Origin of the sequence: Streptomyces sp. NPDC058239, assembly GCF_042882185.1 — a bacterium.
Taxonomy (GTDB): Bacteria; Actinomycetota; Actinomycetes; order Streptomycetales; family Streptomycetaceae; genus Streptomyces.
Genome location: NZ_JBHVWS010000038.1, coordinates 1 through 18,166 on the forward strand (window position 1 = coordinate 1; position 18,166 = coordinate 18,166).

The 18,166-nt window shown below is 69.8% G+C and carries 17 protein-coding genes and 1 riboswitch; of the genes, 10 read left to right on the plus strand and 7 right to left on the minus strand.

What is annotated here, in order from left to right; translation table 11 throughout:
* From ACFVYE_RS31535 to ACFVYE_RS31555, 5 genes are all read left to right on the plus strand, one after another.
* Positions 1–449 (plus strand): flavodoxin-dependent (E)-4-hydroxy-3-methylbut-2-enyl-diphosphate synthase (locus ACFVYE_RS31535; RefSeq protein ID WP_389607811.1); only part of this gene is annotated, 449 nt, incomplete at its 5' end.
* Between the two features lie 26 nt (positions 450–475).
* On the plus strand, positions 476–2,377 hold the full coding sequence (gene dxs, locus ACFVYE_RS31540; RefSeq protein ID WP_383977347.1) for a 1-deoxy-D-xylulose-5-phosphate synthase: 1,902 nt from the start codon (positions 476–478) through the stop codon (positions 2,375–2,377).
* Positions 2,374–3,771, plus strand: coding sequence for an aspartate aminotransferase family protein (locus ACFVYE_RS31545; protein WP_383977344.1), 1,398 nt, complete (start codon positions 2,374–2,376; stop codon positions 3,769–3,771). The genes dxs and ACFVYE_RS31545 overlap by 4 nt, the downstream gene beginning before the upstream one ends.
* A gap of 87 nt (positions 3,772–3,858) precedes the next feature.
* Positions 3,859–4,467: a helix-turn-helix domain-containing protein gene (locus tag ACFVYE_RS31550; RefSeq protein ID WP_383977341.1), complete on the plus strand. Its 609-nt coding sequence runs from the start codon at positions 3,859–3,861 to the stop codon at positions 4,465–4,467.
* Between the two features lie 33 nt (positions 4,468–4,500).
* Positions 4,501–4,668 (plus strand): DUF6126 family protein, encoded by a 168-nt coding sequence (locus tag ACFVYE_RS31555; protein WP_383977338.1) that lies wholly within the window; start codon positions 4,501–4,503, stop codon positions 4,666–4,668.
* A gap of 22 nt (positions 4,669–4,690) precedes the next feature.
* On the opposite strand, the gene ACFVYE_RS31560 is transcribed toward ACFVYE_RS31555, so the two are convergent.
* Entirely contained in the window at positions 4,691–5,503 is an 813-nt protein-coding gene (locus ACFVYE_RS31560) for a tyrosine-protein phosphatase (RefSeq protein ID WP_383977335.1), read from the minus strand.
* A gap of 225 nt (positions 5,504–5,728) precedes the next feature.
* Here ACFVYE_RS31560 and ACFVYE_RS31565 point away from each other — a divergent pair, with 225 nt between their 5' ends.
* From ACFVYE_RS31565 to ACFVYE_RS31575, 3 genes are all read left to right on the plus strand, one after another.
* Positions 5,729–7,828 (plus strand): alpha-galactosidase, encoded by a 2,100-nt coding sequence (locus tag ACFVYE_RS31565; protein ID WP_383977332.1) that lies wholly within the window; start codon positions 5,729–5,731, stop codon positions 7,826–7,828.
* Positions 7,829–8,121: 293 nt separating this feature from the next.
* Positions 8,122–8,276, plus strand: a riboswitch (cyclic di-AMP (ydaO/yuaA leader).
* A 5-nt stretch (positions 8,277–8,281) separates the two neighbouring features.
* Positions 8,282–9,238 carry a peptidoglycan DD-metalloendopeptidase family protein gene (locus ACFVYE_RS31570; RefSeq protein ID WP_383977329.1) on the plus strand — a complete coding sequence of 319 codons (957 nt, stop codon included), beginning with the start codon at positions 8,282–8,284 and terminating at the stop codon, positions 9,236–9,238.
* 189 nt (positions 9,239–9,427) lie between these two features.
* Positions 9,428–10,273: an SGNH/GDSL hydrolase family protein gene (locus ACFVYE_RS31575; RefSeq protein WP_327271572.1), complete on the plus strand. Its 846-nt coding sequence runs from the start codon at positions 9,428–9,430 to the stop codon at positions 10,271–10,273.
* A 48-nt stretch (positions 10,274–10,321) separates the two neighbouring features.
* Here ACFVYE_RS31575 and ACFVYE_RS31580 read toward each other — a convergent pair whose 3' ends face one another.
* The 6 genes from ACFVYE_RS31580 to ACFVYE_RS31605 are packed head-to-tail and all read right to left on the minus strand — an operon-like array spanning position 10,322 to position 16,501.
* The gene (locus tag ACFVYE_RS31580) at positions 10,322–11,200 is read right to left on the minus strand and encodes an STM4011 family radical SAM protein (protein WP_383971763.1); all 879 of its coding nucleotides are present in this window, start codon (positions 11,198–11,200) and stop codon (positions 10,322–10,324) included.
* Between the two features lie 8 nt (positions 11,201–11,208).
* On the minus strand, positions 11,209–12,582 hold the full coding sequence (locus ACFVYE_RS31585) for an STM4012 family radical SAM protein (protein ID WP_383971761.1): 1,374 nt from the start codon (positions 12,580–12,582) through the stop codon (positions 11,209–11,211).
* Positions 12,579–13,394 (minus strand): STM4013/SEN3800 family hydrolase, encoded by an 816-nt coding sequence (locus tag ACFVYE_RS31590; RefSeq protein ID WP_389607812.1) that lies wholly within the window; start codon positions 13,392–13,394, stop codon positions 12,579–12,581. The genes ACFVYE_RS31585 and ACFVYE_RS31590 overlap by 4 nt, the downstream gene beginning before the upstream one ends.
* Before the next feature lie 37 nt (positions 13,395–13,431).
* Entirely contained in the window at positions 13,432–14,586 is a 1,155-nt protein-coding gene (locus ACFVYE_RS31595) for an STM4014 family protein (RefSeq protein ID WP_389607813.1), read from the minus strand.
* Positions 14,567–15,538: an STM4015 family protein gene (locus ACFVYE_RS31600; protein WP_383971752.1), complete on the minus strand. Its 972-nt coding sequence runs from the start codon at positions 15,536–15,538 to the stop codon at positions 14,567–14,569. Before ACFVYE_RS31600 ends, ACFVYE_RS31595 begins: the two co-directional genes overlap by 20 nt.
* A 6-nt stretch (positions 15,539–15,544) precedes the next feature.
* Positions 15,545–16,501, minus strand: a complete 957-nt coding sequence (locus ACFVYE_RS31605; protein WP_383971749.1) for an STM4015 family protein — start codon at positions 16,499–16,501, stop codon at positions 15,545–15,547.
* Positions 16,502–16,701: 200 nt separating this feature from the next.
* On the opposite strand from ACFVYE_RS31605, the gene ACFVYE_RS31610 reads away from it, so the two are divergent.
* Positions 16,702–17,028, plus strand: a complete 327-nt coding sequence (locus tag ACFVYE_RS31610) for a hypothetical protein (RefSeq protein ID WP_266355770.1) — start codon at positions 16,702–16,704, stop codon at positions 17,026–17,028.
* 109 nt (positions 17,029–17,137) lie between these two features.
* Positions 17,138–18,139, plus strand: coding sequence for a DUF6745 domain-containing protein (locus ACFVYE_RS31615; protein WP_389607814.1), 1,002 nt, complete (start codon positions 17,138–17,140; stop codon positions 18,137–18,139).
* The last annotated feature ends 27 nt before the right edge of the window (positions 18,140–18,166 follow it).

Below are 18,166 nucleotides of genomic sequence, written 5' to 3' on the forward strand. Positions count from 1 at the left end.
CGCTGCTGAGCGAGGGGATCGGGGACACGATCCGGGTGTCGCTGTCGGCGCCGCCGGCCGAGGAGGTCAAGGTCGGGCTGCAGATTCTGGAGTCGTTGAATCTGAAGCAGCGGCGGCTGGAGATCGTGTCGTGTCCGTCGTGCGGTCGGGCGCAGGTGGATGTGTACAAGCTGGCGGATGAGGTCAGTGCGGGTCTTGAGGGCATGGAGGTGCCGTTGCGGGTGGCCGTGATGGGCTGTGTCGTCAACGGTCCGGGTGAGGCCCGTGAGGCGGACCTGGGTGTCGCTTCCGGGAACGGCAAGGGGCAGATCTTCGTGAAGGGCGAGGTCATCAAGACCGTGCCCGAGTCGAAGATCGTCGAGACGTTGATCGAAGAAGCCCTGAAGATCGCCGAGGGCATGGACGACGCAGGGACACCATCGGGGGTTCCCGCCGTCACCGTGAGCTGAAACGGAACCAGAGAGGGGGCCCGAGCGTGACGATTCTGGAAAGCATCCGGGGGCCGCACGATCTCAAGGCGCTGAGCGAAGCACAACTCGACGAACTCGCCGAGGACATCAGAGAGTTCCTCGTCCGGGCGGTGGCGAGGACCGGCGGTCATCTGGGGCCCAACCTGGGGGTGGTGGAGCTCTCCATCGCCCTGCACCGGGCCTTCGACTCGCCCGTGGACCGCATCCTGTGGGACACCGGGCACCAGAGCTATGTGCACAAACTGCTCACCGGGCGGCAGGACTTCTCCAAGCTGCGCGGCAAGGGGGGCCTTTCCGGCTACCCCTCCCGCGAGGAGTCCGAGCACGACGTCATCGAGAACTCGCATGCCTCGACCGTCCTCGGCTGGGCCGACGGCATCGCCAAGGCCCATCAGGTGCTGGGGCGGAGCGACCATGTCGTGGCCGTCATCGGTGACGGGGCCCTCACCGGCGGGATGGCCTGGGAGGCGCTCAACAACATCGCGGCCGCGAGGGACCGGCCGCTGGTCATCGTGGTCAACGACAACGCACGCTCCTACGGCCCCACGATCGGCGGTCTCGCCAACCACCTCGCCACCCTCCGTATCACCGACGGATACGAACGCTTCCTCTCCTGGGGCAAGGGCGTGCTCCAGCAGACGCCCGTCATCGGACAGCCGTTGTACGAGTCGCTGCACGGCGCGAAGAAAGGGTTCAAGGACGCCTTCGCCCCGCAGGGCATGTTCGAGGACCTCGGGCTCAAGTACGTCGGGCCGATCGACGGTCATGACATCGCGGCCGTCGAATCCGCACTGCACCGGGCGAAACGCTTCCACGGCCCGGTGCTGGTGCACTGCCTCACCGAGAAGGGCCGCGGCTATCCGCCCGCACTCCGGGACGAGGCCGACCGCTTCCACACCGTGGGCGCGATGGACCCGCTGACCTGCGCACCGCTCGCCCCGTCCGGAGCGCCCTCCTGGACCTCGGTGTTCGGGGACGAGATCGCCGCGATCGGCGCGGAGCGGCCGGATGTCGTGGCCATCACCGCGGCGATGCTGCACCCCGTCGGACTGACGAAGTTCGCCGAGGCGTTCCCCGAGCGGGTCTGGGACGTCGGGATCGCCGAGCAGCACGCGGCGGTCTGCGCAGCGGGGCTCGCCACCGCCGGACTGCATCCGGTCGTCGCCGTCTACGCCACCTTCCTCAACCGGGCCTTCGATCAACTGCTGATGGATGTCGCGCTGCACAAGTGCGGGGTGACCTTCGTCCTCGACCGGGCCGGAGTCACCGGTTCCGACGGGCCCTCGCACAACGGCATGTGGGACATGTCCATGCTGCAGGTCGTCCCCGGGCTGCGGATCGCCGCCCCGCGCGACGCCGACGAATTGCGCGCCGAGCTCCGCGAGGCCGTCGACATCGACGACGTACCCACCGTGATCCGGTTTCCCAAGGAGTCGGTGGGGGAGCCGATCCCGGCCATCGACCGGATCGGCGGGATGGACGTACTGCACCGGTCGGACGAACCCGATGTGCTGCTCGTGGCCGTCGGCGTGCTCGCCCCGGTCTGTCTGAAGGCCGCAGACCTGCTGGCGGGCGGCGGCATCCGCTGCACCGTCGTCGACCCGCGCTGGGTCAAGCCGGTCGACGAACAGCTGGCCCCGCTCGCCGAACGGCACCGGCTGGTAGCCGTCGTCGAGGACAACAGCCGTGCAGGGGGCGTCGGTTCGGCCGTCGGGCAGGCGTTGCGGGATGCCGGGGTCGACGTACCGCTGCGGACGTTCGGCATCCCCGACCAGTTCCTCGCCCACGGCAGGCGCGCCGAGGTGCTGGCCGACATCGGGCTCACTCCTGTCGAGGTCGCGGGGCGCATCAGCGCCGCACTGGCCGCCAAGGAGGCAGCGACAAGGACCGAGGAGCGCGGGGCATGAAGGACGACGGGCCCAAGGGCTTCGACCTGGCACAGCTCCTCGCGGAGCGCGGCGGCGAGCGGTACGAGCTGCACACGAAATACCTCAACCACCAGCTGCCCCGCATGCTGCACACCATCGGCTTCGACAAGGTCTACGAACGAGCCGAGGGCGCGCACTTCTGGGACGCGGACGGCAACGACTACCTCGACATGCTCGCCGGGTTCGGCGTGATGGGCCTCGGCCGGCACCACCCCGTCGTGCGCAAGGCCCTGCACGACGTCCTGGACGCCTCGCTGGCCGATCTCACCCGCTTCGACTGCCAACCGCTGCCCGGGCTGCTGGCCGAGAAGCTGCTCACGCACAGCCCGCACCTGGACCGGGTCTTCTTCGGCAACAGCGGTACGGAGGCTGTCGAGACCGCCCTGAAGTTCGCCCGGTACGCCACCGGCAGGCCCAGGATTCTCTACTGCACCCACGCATTCCACGGGCTGACGACCGGCTCGCTCTCGGTCAACGGGGAGAGCGGCTTCCGGGACGGCTTCGCACCGCTGCTGCCGGACACCGCCATCGGACTCGGTGATCTCGACGCACTGCGCCGTGAACTGAAGCGCGGTGATGTGGCGGCACTGGTCGTCGAGCCGATCCAGGGCAAGGGCGTCCACGCCGCGCCGCCCGGCTTCCTGCGGGACGCGCAGGAACTGCTGCACAAGCACAAGGCACTGCTCATCGCCGACGAGGTGCAGACCGGCCTCGGCAGGACCGGCGACTTCTACGCGTACCAGCACGAGGAGGGTGTCGAACCCGATCTGGTCTGTGTCGCCAAGGCTCTCTCGGGTGGCTATGTGCCGGTCGGGGCGACCCTCGGCAAGGACTGGATCTTCAGACGCGTCTACTCGTCGATGGACCGGGTCCTGGTCCACTCCGCGAGCTTCGGCTCCAACGCCCAGGCGATGGCGGCCGGACTCGCGGTCCTCGCGGTGATGGAGGACGAGGAGACCGTCGCGGGTGCGCGCCGCACCGGTGATCTGCTGCGCGAGCGGCTGGCCGCACTGGTCGGCCGCTATGAGCTGCTGCACGAGGTGCGCGGGCGCGGGCTGATGATCGGCATCGAGTTCGGCCGGCCGTCGTCACTGAAGCTGCGCAGCCGCTGGACCATGCTGCAGGCGGCACGCAAGGGTCTCTTCGCGCAGATGGTGGTGGTGCCCCTGCTGCAGAAGCACCGCATCCTCACTCAGGTCTCGGGGGATCATCTGGAAGTGATCAAGCTGATTCCGCCATTGGTGATCGGGGAGCCGGACGTCGACCGGTTCGTCACGGCGTTCACCGCCGTGATGGACGACGCGCACAGCGGCGGCGGGCTGATGTGGGACTTCGGCAGGACCCTGGTGAAACAGGCCGTCGCCAACCGCTGACCCCGCGGGCGGCTCTGAAAGGTTTACCTCGTTTGCCTCTGAGGCAATAAATTTGCCTCAGAGGAAAGCTCCTGGCCCAATGGGTACATGAACACTCCAGACGGAGGGGTGGCCGACGAGCTGCCCGGGGTCGCGCCACGCCTGCGCGATCTGCGCCGCAGCCGTGGTCTCACCCTGGAGACCGCCGCTCAGCGGGCAGGGCTCTCACCCGCCCATCTCTCCCGGCTCGAAACGGGCCGTCGGCAGCCCTCGCTGCCGATGCTCCTCGGTCTTGCCAGGATCTACGGTACGACGGTCTCCGAGCTGCTCGGCGAGACGCCCCCGGAACGGGAGGCGATCATCCGCGGCGGGAAGTTCGAGGGGGCCGAGGCCGACGGCTGGATGTATCAGCAGGCCGGCGGCTCCGGCCGGGCGATGCAGGCGCTCCGCGTCCGGGTTCCGTACGGCGCCCAGGGTGATCTCGTGCGCGTCCATCCCGGCGAGGAGTGGCTGTACGTGCTCGCCGGACACCTCCGGGTCACGCTCGGGGACACCGTGCACGATCTCGCCCCCGGTGACAGCGCGCACTTCGACTCGCTCACCCCGCACCGGATCGCGGCCGTGGACCGCGACGGTGCCGAGCTGCTCTTCGTCCACACCCTGCTGCAGAGCCCCGCCGCCGAGCTGTGCCTCGGCAGCGGCATCCACCGTCGCTGAGACCGGTCCGTCCGGTCGCCAGAGAGGACTGTCATGTCCGATTCAGAGAACTTCGACCCGCTCGGGTCCAGGAAGAACTACGAAGCCCAGGAGCGGAAGTTTCCACGCGGCGTGGTGATCCGGCTGTTTGCCTACCTCGTCGCCGGACACATCTTCGCGGCCTTCCTCTACCTGCTCTTCGCGGTGGCCGGCAAGGGCTGACCACCGCGAAGAGCGGGTGGGGCTACGCCTCGTCGAGGAGACGGCCGCGCAGTTGCTCACGGGTCTCGGGCGCGAGCTTCAGGCCCTCGGAGAAGTAGCGGTCCGTGCTGCCCCAGGTCTCCTCGATGGTGGTGAAGGCCGCCGCGAGGTAGTCGGCATGGGCGCCGAAGAGCGGATTGAGCAGTTCCATCACCTCGGCCGACATGCCGTCCGCCGAGGTGTCGCTGCGGCGCACCTTGTAGCGGCGGTGGGCGTCGTTCGACTTCAGATAGTCGGCCTCGATGGCGTCGCGCTCGACACCGACCGCGAGCAGTGACACCGCGATCGACAGACCGGCCCGGTCCTTGCCCGCCGCGCAGTGCATCAGCGCGGGAACGCTGTCCTCGGCCAGGGCGTGCAGAACCCGGCTGTGCTCGGCGGTACGGTCCCGGATGGTCGCGCGGTACGAGGCGATCATCCGGTTGGTTCCCTTGCCGTCGGCCAGGATCGAGCGCAACTGGTCGAGGTCGCCGTCACGGACCATCCGCCAGAACTCGGCGCCGTCGGCGGGGTCGGAGAGCGGGATGCTCACATTGCGTACGCCCGGCAGCTCCACATCCAGGCCGTCGAGCCGGTGGTCGGCCGCATTGCGGAAGTCGAAGACCGTGTGCAGACCGAGCCCGCTCAGGAAGGCGGCGTCCTCGGCGGTGGCGTGCGCGAGGTGACCACTGCGGAAGAGCCGTCCGTACCGCACCCGCCGGCCGTCCGCGGTGGGCAGTCCACCCACATCGCGGAAGTTGCGGACACCCGCCAGCTCGGGTTCCGTCGACGGGATCTGCGGCAGCTGCTGCGTCACAGTGACTCCTGGAGTGTCTGGCGCCGGCGCGAGTCGCCGACAAGGCCACTCCCGCGACGATACGACATTGATTCCCCAGGCAATCATCGAGCTCTTTGCTTGTCGATACTTCTGCGAACCCCCGTACTCCTGCGGCGAATCCGCCCGGTGAATTCCTTGCAAGGCCGTTGCCCACCCATCGGAAATGGTCGATGATGTGCGGAACTGTTGGAATGTGGGGATGCGATGATCGAGACTGGCGACAAGGGCCGGACCTGGCTGCTCACCGGGGCGAGCAGCAGCTACGCACTGCGACTCACCGAACGGGACGAGCTGGTCCATCTGCACTGGGGACCGAGGATCCCCCTTGCCGCGGCCGAGGCCCTGGCCGCAGCACCGGAGCCACCCTTCAGGGGCTTCGAGTCCCAGCTCGACGGCCGCGAGGAGTACCCGGTGGAGGGCGGCCCCCGGTTCGTCCGCCCGGCCCTCTCGGTACGCACCCCTGAGGTCCGCGGCACGGAGTGGGCCTTTGCCGACGCCACGGTGGACGGAGACGAACTCCGTATCGGATTCACCGACTCCGTGCACCGGCTCGCCCTCACCCTGCACTACCGGATGCGGGACGACTCCGATGTGATCGAGCGCTGGGCCACCGTCGCCCATGCCGGGCCGGACGGTCCGCCGCTGGAACTGCTGCGCGCCGACGCGGCAGCCTGGGCTCTGCCCGCCCGCGACGGCTGGCGGCTGAGCCGGCTGCACGGACGCTGGGCGGCGGAGTCGCAGCTCGCACGGACGGAACTGACGTACGGCGAGAACGTCATCTCCAGCAGGCGCGGCCACACCGGGCACCAGTACCTGCCGTGGGTCGCACTCGACGCCGACGGTGCGGCGACCGAGGAGGGCGGCGAGGTGTACGGCTGTGCGCTCGGCTGGTCCGGGTCGTGGCGGATTTCCGTACAGCAGCTCCCCGATGGGCTCGTGCAGATCACCGGCGGCGCCGGCTACGACGACTCGGGGCTGCTGCTGCTCGCGCCGGGGGAGTCGTACACCACCCCCGTCTTCGCCGGTCTGTGGAGTGCGGAGGGGTTCGGCGGGGCGAGCCGGGCCTGGCACGCCTGGCAGCTGGCCCATGTGATCCCGGACGCACACAGCCTGCGGCCGGTGCTCTACAACTCCTGGGAGGCGACCGGCTTCGACATCTCGCAGGAGCAGCAGCGCGCCCTCGCCGAGCGCGCCGCCGCGATGGGCGTCGAGCTGTTCGTCGTGGACGACGCGTGGTTCGGGCAGCGCACCAGCGACCGCGCCGGGCTCGGCGACTGGACGCCGAATCCGGACCGCTTTCCCGGCGGACTGAAGCCGCTCGCCGACGAAGTGCACGGACTCGGCATGCAGTTCGGTATCTGGGTCGAGCCGGAAATGGTCAATGCCGACAGCGATCTCTATCGCGCACACCCCGACTGGGTGCAGCATTTCCCGGGACGGGCGCGGACCGAGTTCCGCAATCAACTCGTGCTCAATCTGGCCCGCACCGATGTGCAGGACTATCTGTGGGAGCAACTGGACACACTGCTCTCCAGTGCGCCCGTCGACTATGTGAAATGGGACTTCAACCGCTGCTTCACCGACGCGGGCTGGCCGGGTGAGGAGTATCAGCAGAAGCTCTGGATCGAGCACGTGGACGCCCTGTACGCGCTGATCGACCGGCTCCGGGCCGCGCACCCCACCGTTGCCTTCGAGTCGTGCTCGGGCGGCGGCGGCCGGATCGACCTGGGGATTCTGTCCCGCACGGACCAGGTGTGGACCTCGGACAACACCGACCCGCTCGACCGCCTCACCATCCAGGAGGGCTTCGGTCAGATCCATCCGGCCCGGGTGATGGCAGCCTGGGTCACCGACAGCCCGAATATCCAGCTCAACGACAGGGTCAGCTCACTGCGGTTCCGTTTCGTGAGCGCGATGGCCGGTGTGCTCGGGGTCGGTGGGGACCTCACCGACTGGAGCGAGGACGAGCTGGCCGAGGCGCGGACCTGGGTGGACCTCTACAAGGAGATCCGGCCGGTGGTGCAGCACGGCGCGCTGTACCGGCTGCGCGCCCCGCGTGGCGGACTCAGCGCGGTCCAGTACGTCCACGGGGACGAGACCGTGGTCCTGATGTGGCTGGAGGCACAGAGGTACGGGGAGCGGCCCCCGGCCCTGCGGTTGCGCGGGATCGACCCCGCAGCGACATACACCTGCCTGGACACCGGGGCGGTTCACCACGGTTCGGTACTGCTGCATCAGGGGCTGCACACCGGGCTTCGGGGGGATCTCGATGCGCGGGTGCTGAGGCTCCGACGCGAACGATGAGCGCGATATGTCCGCAATGGGTGTATTTGGCTGAATGTGCCCCGCTTGTACGGGAGATGGTCGCCCCCTCGTGAGCGGAATCATATCCGTGACGGTGTGTGCCGGCGGGGCGGTCGGGCATTCCGTGCGCGGTGCGGAAAGCCAAGATCCTTAATCCACGGAGTGTGACCGGAATTCCGTGCCGATTTCCGAGCGCGGATTCCGGTACGGAACCAGTCACTTGTTATCGCCGTCCCGACTCGCTTACGGTCACCGTCAATCCGGACGGACCGCCTAGTCCTGCCGCCGACCGGAATTCGCACCCACTCATCGCGTGGCAGGAGCGGGGGAACCAGGTAGGCCGCCGATCGGAGAAATCCGGCCGGCTAGGGGTGAAGTCGCGCTCAGCGCGGCCGGGCATCTCCAGCCCGAACCCGACAGCTCACCTCGCAGGCGCCGGAGAGGAAGCACGTCATGCCCATATCGGGTAAGCACCGTCGTACGAAGTCCGGCATCATCGCCCGTGGCGTCGCCGCCGCAGGCGCCGGTGGTGCTGTCATCGCACTGCCGCTGCTCGGCGCCACCGGTGCTCACGCCGCGTCGCAGTCGGCCCCGACCGCCGTGCCGCAGTCGGCCTCCGCCGCCACGCACTCCGCCCCGGCCAAGCCGGTCGCGCAGAAGCAGGCCGCCACCACGACGTACTCCGTGGTCTCCGGCGACTACCTGTCGAAGATCGCCACCGAGCACAAGGTCAAGGGCGGCTGGCAGAAGCTGTACCAGGACAACCGCAAGGTCGTCGGTGAAGACCCCGGCCTGATCCTCCCGGGCATGAAGCTGACGCTCGGCGGCAAGGCGTCGGGTGACGCCGCGTCCACCGGTGCCGGCACGGGTGCGGCCCTCCCGTCGAAGGCCCTCTCGGTGCCCTCGTCGGTCGTGGAGAAGTCCGCCCCGGCCAAGTCCGCCCCGGCCAAGGTCTCGACGGTCACGGAGTCCAAGACCTCCGCCCCGGCCGGCCAGAGCAACAGCTCCGGCTACAGCCACCCGGTTCCCGGCAACCACACCACCGGATACCGCGCCTCCGGCTCCAACTGGTCCAGCGGCAGCCACACCGGCATCGACTTCCCCGTCTTCACCGGCACCAGTGTGAAGGCCATCACCTCCGGCACCGTCGTCACCGCCGGCTGGGGCGGCGCGTACGGCAACCAGGTTGTCATCAAGCACGCCGACGGCCACTACTCGCAGTACGGTCACCTGTCCTCGATCTCCGTCTCCGCGGGCCAGGCCGTGAGCACCGGTCAGCAGATCGGCCTCTCCGGCGCCACCGGCAACGCCACCGGCCCGCACCTGCACTTCGAGGTCCGCACGGGCCCGGCGTACGGCTCGGACATCGACCCGATCGCCTTCCTGGCTTCGCACGGCATCTACGTCTGAGCCGGACGAGCGGGCAGTTGAGCAACAAAGCATGAACTGAGCAACACAGAAGGGGCGGTGCGCGGCGGCGCACCGCCCCTTCTGCTTATTCCCCCTTTACCAAAAACTGACCGGGTGGTCTATCTCACCACCCGTCAACCCCTTATTGCGGTCGCGTAGGTCACATTCGGCGGTGCAGGATAAGCGTTTGTGGCAGACGATTCGAGAAAAAATCAACGTGGCGTCATCAACCGACATGGCGTCATCGGGTCGTACGCAGCGATTGGCGACAGCTTCACCGAGGGAGTCGGCGACCCCGGCCCGGACGGAACCTTCGTCGGCTGGGCAGACCGTTTCGCGGTACTTCTCGCGGACCAGCTCCCGGACCCCGATGCGGGGACGAGTACCGAAGGCTCCACTCACGGGAATTTCAGGTACGCCAATCTCGCCGTACGCGGACGCCTCCTCGACCAGATCGTCGAGGAGCAGGTGCCGCGCGCCAAGGAGCTCGCACCCGATCTGGTGAGCTTCTGCGCGGGCGGCAACGACATCATCAGGCCCGGCACCGACCCCGACGACGTGGCCGAGCGCTTCGAGCGGGCGGTCGCCGAGCTGACCGAATCGGTCGGCACCGTCCTGGTCACCACCGGCTTCGACACCCGAGGCGTTCCCGTGCTGCGCCATCTGCGCGGCAAGATCGCCACCTACACCGCCCATGTGCGGTCCATCGCCGACCGCTACGACTGCCCGGTCCTCGACCTGTGGTCGCTGCGGTCCGTCCAGGACAGGCGCGCCTGGGACGACGACCGGCTCCATCTGTCGCCCGAGGGACACACCAGGGTCGCGCTGCGCGCCGCCCAGGTCCTCGGCATCGATGTGCCGGCCGACCCAGACCAGGAATGGCCCCCGCAGGCACAGCGCGGAACGCTCGAAGTACGGCGCGACGACATCCACTGGGCGCGCGAGTACCTGGTCCCGTGGATCGGCCGGAGACTGCGCGGCGAGTCCTCCGGCGACCATGTCGAGGCGAAGCGGCCGGACCTCCTGCCGCTCTAGGCGGCGTCCGCCACCGTGGTGCCCTCGCTCGCCGGACGGCCTGGAGGTTCAGGCCCGTCCGGCGAGGGGCGACAACGGGGAAGCCGGTATCCGTTCCAGCACACCGCCCGCGAAGACGTCGTACAGCGGCAGCGTCTCCAGATGCACATAGCCGATATGGCAGTCGCAGACAGCCAGCGGGCAGGCCCGCGGGCCGAGAGAGCGCCGGTAGCTCCCGTCGTAGAGGTTGCCGAGCTCCGCCGGGACGAAATGGCAGCGCCGCACCGTGCCGTCACCATCCACCGAGATGACCGATTCGCCCGTCCGGCAGGGCAGCCCGGCCGACCGGTGCGGATGCCGGCTGTACGGGAAGAGCGGGTCGAGGGCCGTCCACCGATCTGCTTCCTCATCCGTATAGGTGTGCCCCTCCGCGGCGTTCACCCAGAGATAGACCTCGTCCGGCAGGCCGGCCCGCAACCGCCGCGCCTCGTCGAGATGGCCGTCGAGCCCGACGACACCGACGCTGTGGCGGATGCCGAGCGCGGTCAGCTCCCGGCACTTGGCGACGAACCGCTCGTACGGAGTCTGCCCCGGGTGGTATGTGCACCAGAGCGCGATCTTCTCGCGGCCGGCGTCCCCCGCCTCGGCCAGCCACCCCGTACGGGTGCTGAGATTGGTCTGGATCGCGACCCGGCCGATGTGCTGCAGCTGCGCCAGCTCGACCAGCGCACGCCGGTACCAGGAGCGGACCAGACCCTCGCCCCACGGGGTGAACAGGACCGAGATCCGGTCGCCGGTCTGCGCCGCGGCCCACGCCGTGAACCGCTCCAGCGCGGCGCGGTCGGCGCGCAGCTGCTCCCGGCTGTCGCGCCGCTTGGCGAACGGGCAGTACGGGCAGTCGTAATCGCAGGACGCGAGCGGACCGCGATAGAGAATGGTCAGGTCCATGGGCGCGCTCACTTCAGTTCGTACGCGGCCATCGCGGCCCGTACGCCGGGGGAGAAGAGTTCGGGGCCCAGCGCGTCGGAGTGGGCCAGGCCCTCGGGGGAGAGCCGCAGCGGGCCGGACGCCCCGGACGCCCCGGCCGTCGCGTCGAGCCAGCCGCGCGCCTCGAACCGGGCCAGTTCGGCGGGGAAGTCGTCGGCCGGGGAGGTGCCGAACCTCTCCCGGTAGTCGGCCGGTTGCAGCCCCTCGGCCTGGAGGACGGACTGCAGGAGGTGGCGGCGGCGGGCCTCGTCGCCGTCGACGTACCGTCCGACCTCGGCGCGCGAGAAGTCCTCGGTCGCGGTGTATCCGTCGATGATCGCCCGCACCTCACGCATCTCCACCGCGTAGTCGAAGGAGTAGTGCAGCTTCGAGGTGTACGAACGGGCGCCGCACCCCAGGCCGATCATGCCGTCGGTCTGGCAGGCGTAGTCGTCGGGGCCGTCCGTCCGCGGGGCGTCGGCGCGGCGGAACATCCGCATGGACACCTGCTCGTAGCCGTGGGCGAGGAGATGGTCCCGGCCCGTGCGGTACAGCCGCAGCCGCTGTTCGTCCCAGGCGGCGTCCGCGGCTGCCTCGCCGTCGGCGCCGAGCCGCCCGAGACCGGTCAGCGGGCGGACATACAGCGGATAGAGATACAGCTCCTCCGGCTGCCAGCCGAGCGCCGCGTCCAGCGAGGTGCGCCAGCTGTCCTCGGTCTGCCCGTCGATGCCGTAGATGAGGTCGATGTTCAGGACCGGGATGCGGGCATCACGTATCCGGTCCAGCGCCGCCTCCACCTCCGCGCGGCGCTGCGGTCGCACAGCGGCACGCGCCTCGGCTTCGACGAAGCTCTGCACGCCGATGCTGATCCTGGTCGTCCCGCGGTCGGCGAGCACGGCCAGCCGGTCGGCCGTCGCGGTCGACGGCGATGTCTCGACCGACAGCGGAACGGACCGCAGATCGGCGCCCATCCGCTTCTCCGCGATGTCGCAGAGCCGCTCCAGCTCCGCCGCGGTCAGGAACGTGGGAGTGCCCCCGCCGAACGCCGCCGCGGCGAAACGTACCGGCTCGGCGTCTCCCAGCGCGTCGCGGACGGCAGTCGCCTGCCGGTCCAGAGCATCGAGATACCGGGTCGTCAGCTCATCGGGAGCGCCGATCCGGGTGAAGAGATTGCAGAAGCCGCAGCGGACCTCGCAGAACGGTATGTGGAGATAGAGCGAGAGCGCATCCTTGCGCTCGGCCGCCCACAGCTCGCGCAACGCCGGCCGGTCGGCCAGAGGGCGATAGGCGGTCTTGTGCGGATAGGCGTAGACATAGCTCTGGTACGGGCGGGTGGTCTGCGAGACGGTCGTGGTGCGGCTCATGGTGCGGTGGCCCCCGGTTCCAGGAAGAAGTGCGCGTAGGGAACGGTCCAGACGGACTCGTGACCGAGCCGGTGACCGGTGTAGCCGTCATCCCCGTACGCCGTTCCGTGGTCGGAGCAGACGATGGCGAAACAGCGGCGGCGGCTGCTCGCGGCGGCGAAGAGTCGGCCGATGTGGGCGTCGACGTACTCCAGGGCGGCGGCATGGGTGGCGCGGGAATCGCCCGCCTCGCGCGTGGCCCCCGGCTGGTGGAACCAGTTGGGCTGGTGCATGGCGGCCACATTGACGAAGAGGAACAACCGCTGCTCGGCGGGGAGTTCGGCGACGACCTGCTCGGCACGGGCCACCTGCGCCTCGAAGGAAGTGGGCGACGCGACGCCGAACTCCGGTTCCCAGTGGCTCTCCTGGAACATGCCTGGCAGTACGGAGCCGAGCGACCCCTGCCGGTTGAAGAAGCCGACGCCGCCGATGCACACCGTGCGGTAGCCCACACCGGCGAGGCCGGACAGCAGATCGGGGGTGTCGAAGACAAAGGTGCCCGAAGCGGTGGACTCACTGCCCGCGAAACGCGCGGCGAACAGCCGGGGGTGCGGCCCCCGGCCGGCCGGTGTCGGCAGGAATCCCGCGAAGATCGCCTGGTGGGAGGCGTAGGTGAAGCTGCCGGGCGCATGCCGCTTCTCCCAGACGCCGTCCGGCAGATGGCGCGCCAGATGCGGGACGCGTCCGGCGGCGGCGAGCTCCGCCGCCACGTCGTAGCGCAGTGTGTCCAGGGTGATGAGCAGCAGGTCGTGGCTGCCCACGATCTCGCTCATGTCGGGGTTCCGGGCGTCCGCTAGGGCGGGCCCGGTGTCAGCAAGTGGCGGTTGCACGGTGGTTCCTTGCTCTGTTCAGTACGGCGGCGACCTGCGCCGCATAGGTGTCCAGGCCCTCGGCGCCGCTGCCGGGAAGGCCGGTCAGCCGGGGCAGCAGATCGCCGAAGGCGTTGACCTCGCCGACGGCGAAGCGCCGCCAGCCGGTCGCGGGCAGCAGATCGACGCCCACACACAGCGTGTCCGGGAAACAGGACGCTGCCCGCTCGCACACGGCCAGGGCCTCGGCCCAGCTGCCGCCCGCGGCCTCGATGGCCGCACGGACGTCGTCGAGACTTCCGCGCTCGCCGCCTAGGTGAAGATTGGTCATGGGGGAGTGGCTGGTGCGCACGACGGCATGGGTGGCGCGGCCGGCCACCACCACGACCCGCAGATCCACGGCCCGGCCGCGCTGGGTGGCCTTGGGCAGCCAGCGCTCGATGTGCAGCCCGTCCGGTGCGAGTGCGTCGACGATCGCCGCGACCTCCCGCTCCGTCGTGCAGCGGCGCACCCGCAACGAGTTGAAGAGCCGGCCGGCCGTGTCGCGCTCCACCGATGTGGTCGCCCGGACCCGGCCGGGTCCGGCCGTCTCCACGGCCAGCACCCCCGAGGCGGACGAACCGTGCGCCGGCTTCACAAAGGCCCGGGGCATGCCATGGGCCGTCATCCGCTCGCGTACGTCCGCCCAGTCGCGCACCACGGGGGCGGCGGCTCCCGAGGTCGGCGACGCGGGTACGGGCACTCCGGCGCCGTCCAGCACGGCATGGCAGAGCCGCTTGTCGAACAGCACCGCGACATCGCCGGGGTCGTCGAGCAGAACGGCACCGGAAGCGGCCGCCGCCCGCGCCACTGCCCGTACAGCCGAGGTGAACCGGGCGTACCACAGGGCGGTCCCCTCGACCCTGGCCGGATCGGCGACCGCCCGGAGCAGCCGCTCCACCTCGGCGTCCTCACCCGGCGAGTCCATCCGTACGGTCTCGCCCGGCCGGAAGGCGGCCCCGCCGCGCAGGACGTCCAGCCAGGGCACGACCCGCGCGGCTGGCAGCCCGGCGGCGCGCACGGCGTCCTGGAAGAGCGCGACCCGGCGGTTGTCGGGCACACCCACGACGACGAAGCGCGGCGCCGGGCCGCCCGTACTACTCGGAGACGGCGACATAGCGGTCGTCGTCCTCTTCCGGATCCCAGTACTCGACCTCATGGATCTCGCCGTTGACCCGGTCGGAACCGAGCAGGTTCCTGAGGCGGTCCACCAACGCGTCACTGATGTAGTGATGGTGCAGATCCAGCGAGGTCAAGTGGGTGAGCGGCTGGCCCGAGAGCAGCGCCTGGGCGCCTTCGTCGCCCAGGGTTCCCATCGCCAGGGAAAGCGACTCCAGCTGGGCGACGACCGGAGCGGAGGCAACCGCGGCCGCGATCCCGTCCTGGATCTCGCTGTTCTGCAGCCCGAGATGGCGCAGCGCGGGGAACGCCGCACCCGACAGCAGCGGCGCGAGGTCCTCGACCGTCGCGTCCCCGCCGTACTCGGTGACGCCGAGCCAGAGTTCGAGGTGCTCCAGCGCAGGCAGCTCCGACGCTCCGATCGCCCGCACCATGCCGGACGGCAGCCCGCCCGACTCGAACCGCAGCGACTTGAGCGCCTTGTGCCGCACCGGCCGCAGGCCGAGTGTCTCCTTGTTGTCGACCGGCTCGCCGCACCCGCGTACCGTCAACTCCTCCAACTGTCCGAACGCCTCGATCACCGGGGTGATGTCGGCCATCTCCAGCCACGACAGTTCGCACTGCTCGCTGACGACATCGGCGAGGAAGAGCGCCTTCAGGGCCGGAAAGCGATCCGCATGGCCGGCCAGCAGCTCGACGACGGGCGCGAAGGATTCGTACTCCTCCTGCCACCAAGGGCCGATCAGCAGCGCCCGCACCCGCGAAGTGTCGACCGTGTCGAGAAAGTGCTGCCACAGCGTGGCGAACGTCAGATCGGCCTGCCAGGCGCTCTCCAGCCGCCACGCGACCGAACCGGCGGCCGGGAGAGGGCTGGTGCGCGACTGGTCCGGCCCCGGCAGGGTAAGGACGGGCAGGCCGTGAAAGGTCTCCGGGTGTTCGATGTCGGTCATCGCGCATCACTCCGAAATCGCGGTGTAGCGGCCTTCGGCACCGCGACCGCCCCAGGGCTCCTCACGCTCCGACACATCGACCCGCACCCCATGGGGTTCCAGCGCCTGAGTGATCCGGCGCTCCATCGGCTCGGTCATGAAGTGGTGGTGCAGATCCAGCCGTTCGAGATGGGTGAGCGGCTGACCGTCCAGCAGCGCCGCCGCGCCCTCGTCACCCAGCGTGCCGTGCGACAGATCGAGGGTATGGAGCTGGGCGACGACCGGGGCACCCGCGACGGCCGCCGCGATCTCGTTCTGCACCTCGCTGTTGCGCAGACCGAGGTGGTGGAGGCGGGGGAAGCGGGAGCCGGAGAGCAGGGGGGCCAGGTCCGCCACATCGGCGTCGCCCCCGTACGCGGAGACGCCGAGCCAGAGGTCGAGCCGCTCCAACGCGGGCAGTTCGCTGTCCAGAATGCCGCGGATCACTCCGACCGGCAGGCCGCCGGTCTCGATGGTCAGCGAACTCAGCCGCTCGTGCTTCGTGGGGGAGAAAACCAGATCCGTGCCGCCGCGCACGCCCAGCTCCAGCAGGCCGGGGAACGCGGTCAGCAGTGCGGTGACATCGGACTGCTCGATCCAGGAGATCTCATTCTGCTCCGGGATGATGTCGCCGACGAAGACGGCCTCCAGCGAGGTCAGCCGGTCGGCCGCGGCGATGACCAGATCGATCGGGTAGGACGAGGTCTCCTCGTACGACTCGCCCCACTGACCGATGATGAGCGCCCGCACACCGGCCGGGTCGACCGCCGTCAGAAACGCCTGGAACGCCTCCTCCCAGGTCATCTCGCACTCGTCGTCGTACGGATCGACCGTGATGCGCCAGGCCGCCGCACCGGCGGCCTGCACCGGTGTTTCCTTCGTCGCGTGCTGGAAGTCGACGGCGGGAAGGCCGAGCAACTCGTGCAGATGGTCCACACCGGACATGACCCTGGGCTCCTGGTACTGGGGGACGGCTGATGTCCGCAAGGTTTATCAAGCCGCACTGACAACGGCGCGACCGGGGACCGTCCGTGACATGTCCACCGACGCCCGTGAGAGCCGGTCGCCGCTCGGTTGTCAGACCCTCCCCTTAGCGTTTTCCTCGTGGCCGGCACAGCGGGTGCGGCCATCGAGGGGAGACGTCTGTGTACCGGCAGGGCGATGTACTGATCGTGTCGTTGGAGGAGTCGGCGGTGCCCGCGCATCTGGTGGACGCGCCGGGCGAACCGAGGGACGGCCGGGGGCGGATGGTCCTCGCGCTGGGCGAGGTCACCGGCCATGCCCACGCCGTTCAGGGGCCGGGCCGGCTGATGCGCGAGGCGGGTGCCTTCGGACCGATGCTGCTCCATCTCCCCGAAGGCGGGCGGGTGGTTCACGAGGAGCACGCGGCGATACCGCTGTCGAAGGGCTGGTACCGAGTGGTGCGCCAGCGGGAGTACGCCCCGGGCGCGGTCCGCATCGTCGCGGACTGACGCCGCCGGGCCCACCCGGGCAGCAGCGGATCACCGTGCCGGATCAGAGATCCGGAGCACGCAGACACAGAACACCGAACGACATGGAATCAGGGGACGGGGAAGACCGATGCAGTATGTGGACTCATGGCGGGCCGTGGCAGCGGCGACCGGCGCGGCGGACCGGGCCGCGGCCGAGGACGGGCTCCGGCTCGCCTACCGCAGCGCAGGACTTGCCGAGCCGGAGCGGATCGTCTGGGTCGACTCGCCCAGGGCCGGCGTGGAGGCCGTCGAGAAGCTCGTCGACGCCGGACGCTCGGTGCGTGACGAGGTACGGACCCGGCCCTGGGCGCAGGAGCGGCGCCGGATGTACGACGAGCTGGGCCCGGCGGGCTGGTCCGCCCTGTGGTCGGCCACGGGGGCGCAGCTCTGGGAGACCACGGCGGCGCTCGCCGAGCGGATCAGGGCCGGTGTCGTCGCGGACCTCACGGAGCGCCCCGAGGACGAGTCCGATGTCCGGCTGGTGCTGCTCGACGCGGTCCTGGGCCAGCACGATGCGGCCTGGCTCGCCGCGTTCGACGGCCGGGGCGAGCGGCTTGACGGTCTGGCCGAGGTTGCGAGGCACGCGGGCTGGTGGTGGCCGTACGAGCGTGTCGTGGTGATCAGCGAGCGCCCCGAAGCGCTCCACCGGGACGAGGCGGGCCGGCTCGACCGCGGGGACGGCCCGGCGCTCGCCTACCGCGACGGCTTCGCGCTCCACGCCTGGCGGGGCATGCCCGTGCCCGCCGAATTCCTCGCGGAACTGAACTCCCTGACCCCCGAACGGATACGTGAGGAGGAGAACGCGGAACTGCGCCGCGTGATGCTGGAGTTCTACGGTTACGACCGCTACCTCACCGAGTCCGGCGCCGAGCCGGTCCATCGGGACGAGACAGGCGTCCTCTGGCGGATCGCGCTGGACGGCGACGAGGACGTGGTGATGGTCGAGGTCGTCAACTCCACCCCGGAGCCGGACGGAACCCACCGCATCTACTGGCTCCGGGTGCCGCCCGGCACGAGGACCGCGAAGGAGGGTGTGGCCTGGACCTTCGGACTCCAGGGGGATGCGTACGCACCCCTGCGCCAGACCTGATCCTCGTCGGCCGGGTAGGCGGAGCGC

Coding starts and splice junctions, on each gene's coding strand:
- ACFVYE_RS31545 (WP_383977344.1), top strand. CDS start 2,374: ATGAAGGACGACGGGCCCAAGGGCTTCGACCTGGCACAGCTCCTCGCG.
- ACFVYE_RS31550 (WP_383977341.1), top strand. CDS start 3,859: ATGAACACTCCAGACGGAGGGGTGGCCGACGAGCTGCCCGGGGTCGCG.
- ACFVYE_RS31555 (WP_383977338.1), top strand. CDS start 4,501: ATGTCCGATTCAGAGAACTTCGACCCGCTCGGGTCCAGGAAGAACTAC.
- ACFVYE_RS31565 (WP_383977332.1), top strand. CDS start 5,729: ATGATCGAGACTGGCGACAAGGGCCGGACCTGGCTGCTCACCGGGGCG.
- ACFVYE_RS31570 (WP_383977329.1), top strand. CDS start 8,282: ATGCCCATATCGGGTAAGCACCGTCGTACGAAGTCCGGCATCATCGCC.
- ACFVYE_RS31580 (WP_383971763.1), bottom strand. CDS start 11,200: ATGGACCTGACCATTCTCTATCGCGGTCCGCTCGCGTCCTGCGATTAC.
- ACFVYE_RS31585 (WP_383971761.1), bottom strand. CDS start 12,582: ATGAGCCGCACCACGACCGTCTCGCAGACCACCCGCCCGTACCAGAGC.
- ACFVYE_RS31590 (WP_389607812.1), bottom strand. CDS start 13,394: ATGAGCGAGATCGTGGGCAGCCACGACCTGCTGCTCATCACCCTGGAC.
- ACFVYE_RS31595 (WP_389607813.1), bottom strand. CDS start 14,586: ATGTCGCCGTCTCCGAGTAGTACGGGCGGCCCGGCGCCGCGCTTCGTC.
- ACFVYE_RS31600 (WP_383971752.1), bottom strand. CDS start 15,538: ATGACCGACATCGAACACCCGGAGACCTTTCACGGCCTGCCCGTCCTT.
- ACFVYE_RS31605 (WP_383971749.1), bottom strand. CDS start 16,501: ATGTCCGGTGTGGACCATCTGCACGAGTTGCTCGGCCTTCCCGCCGTC.
- ACFVYE_RS31615 (WP_389607814.1), top strand. CDS start 17,138: ATGCAGTATGTGGACTCATGGCGGGCCGTGGCAGCGGCGACCGGCGCG.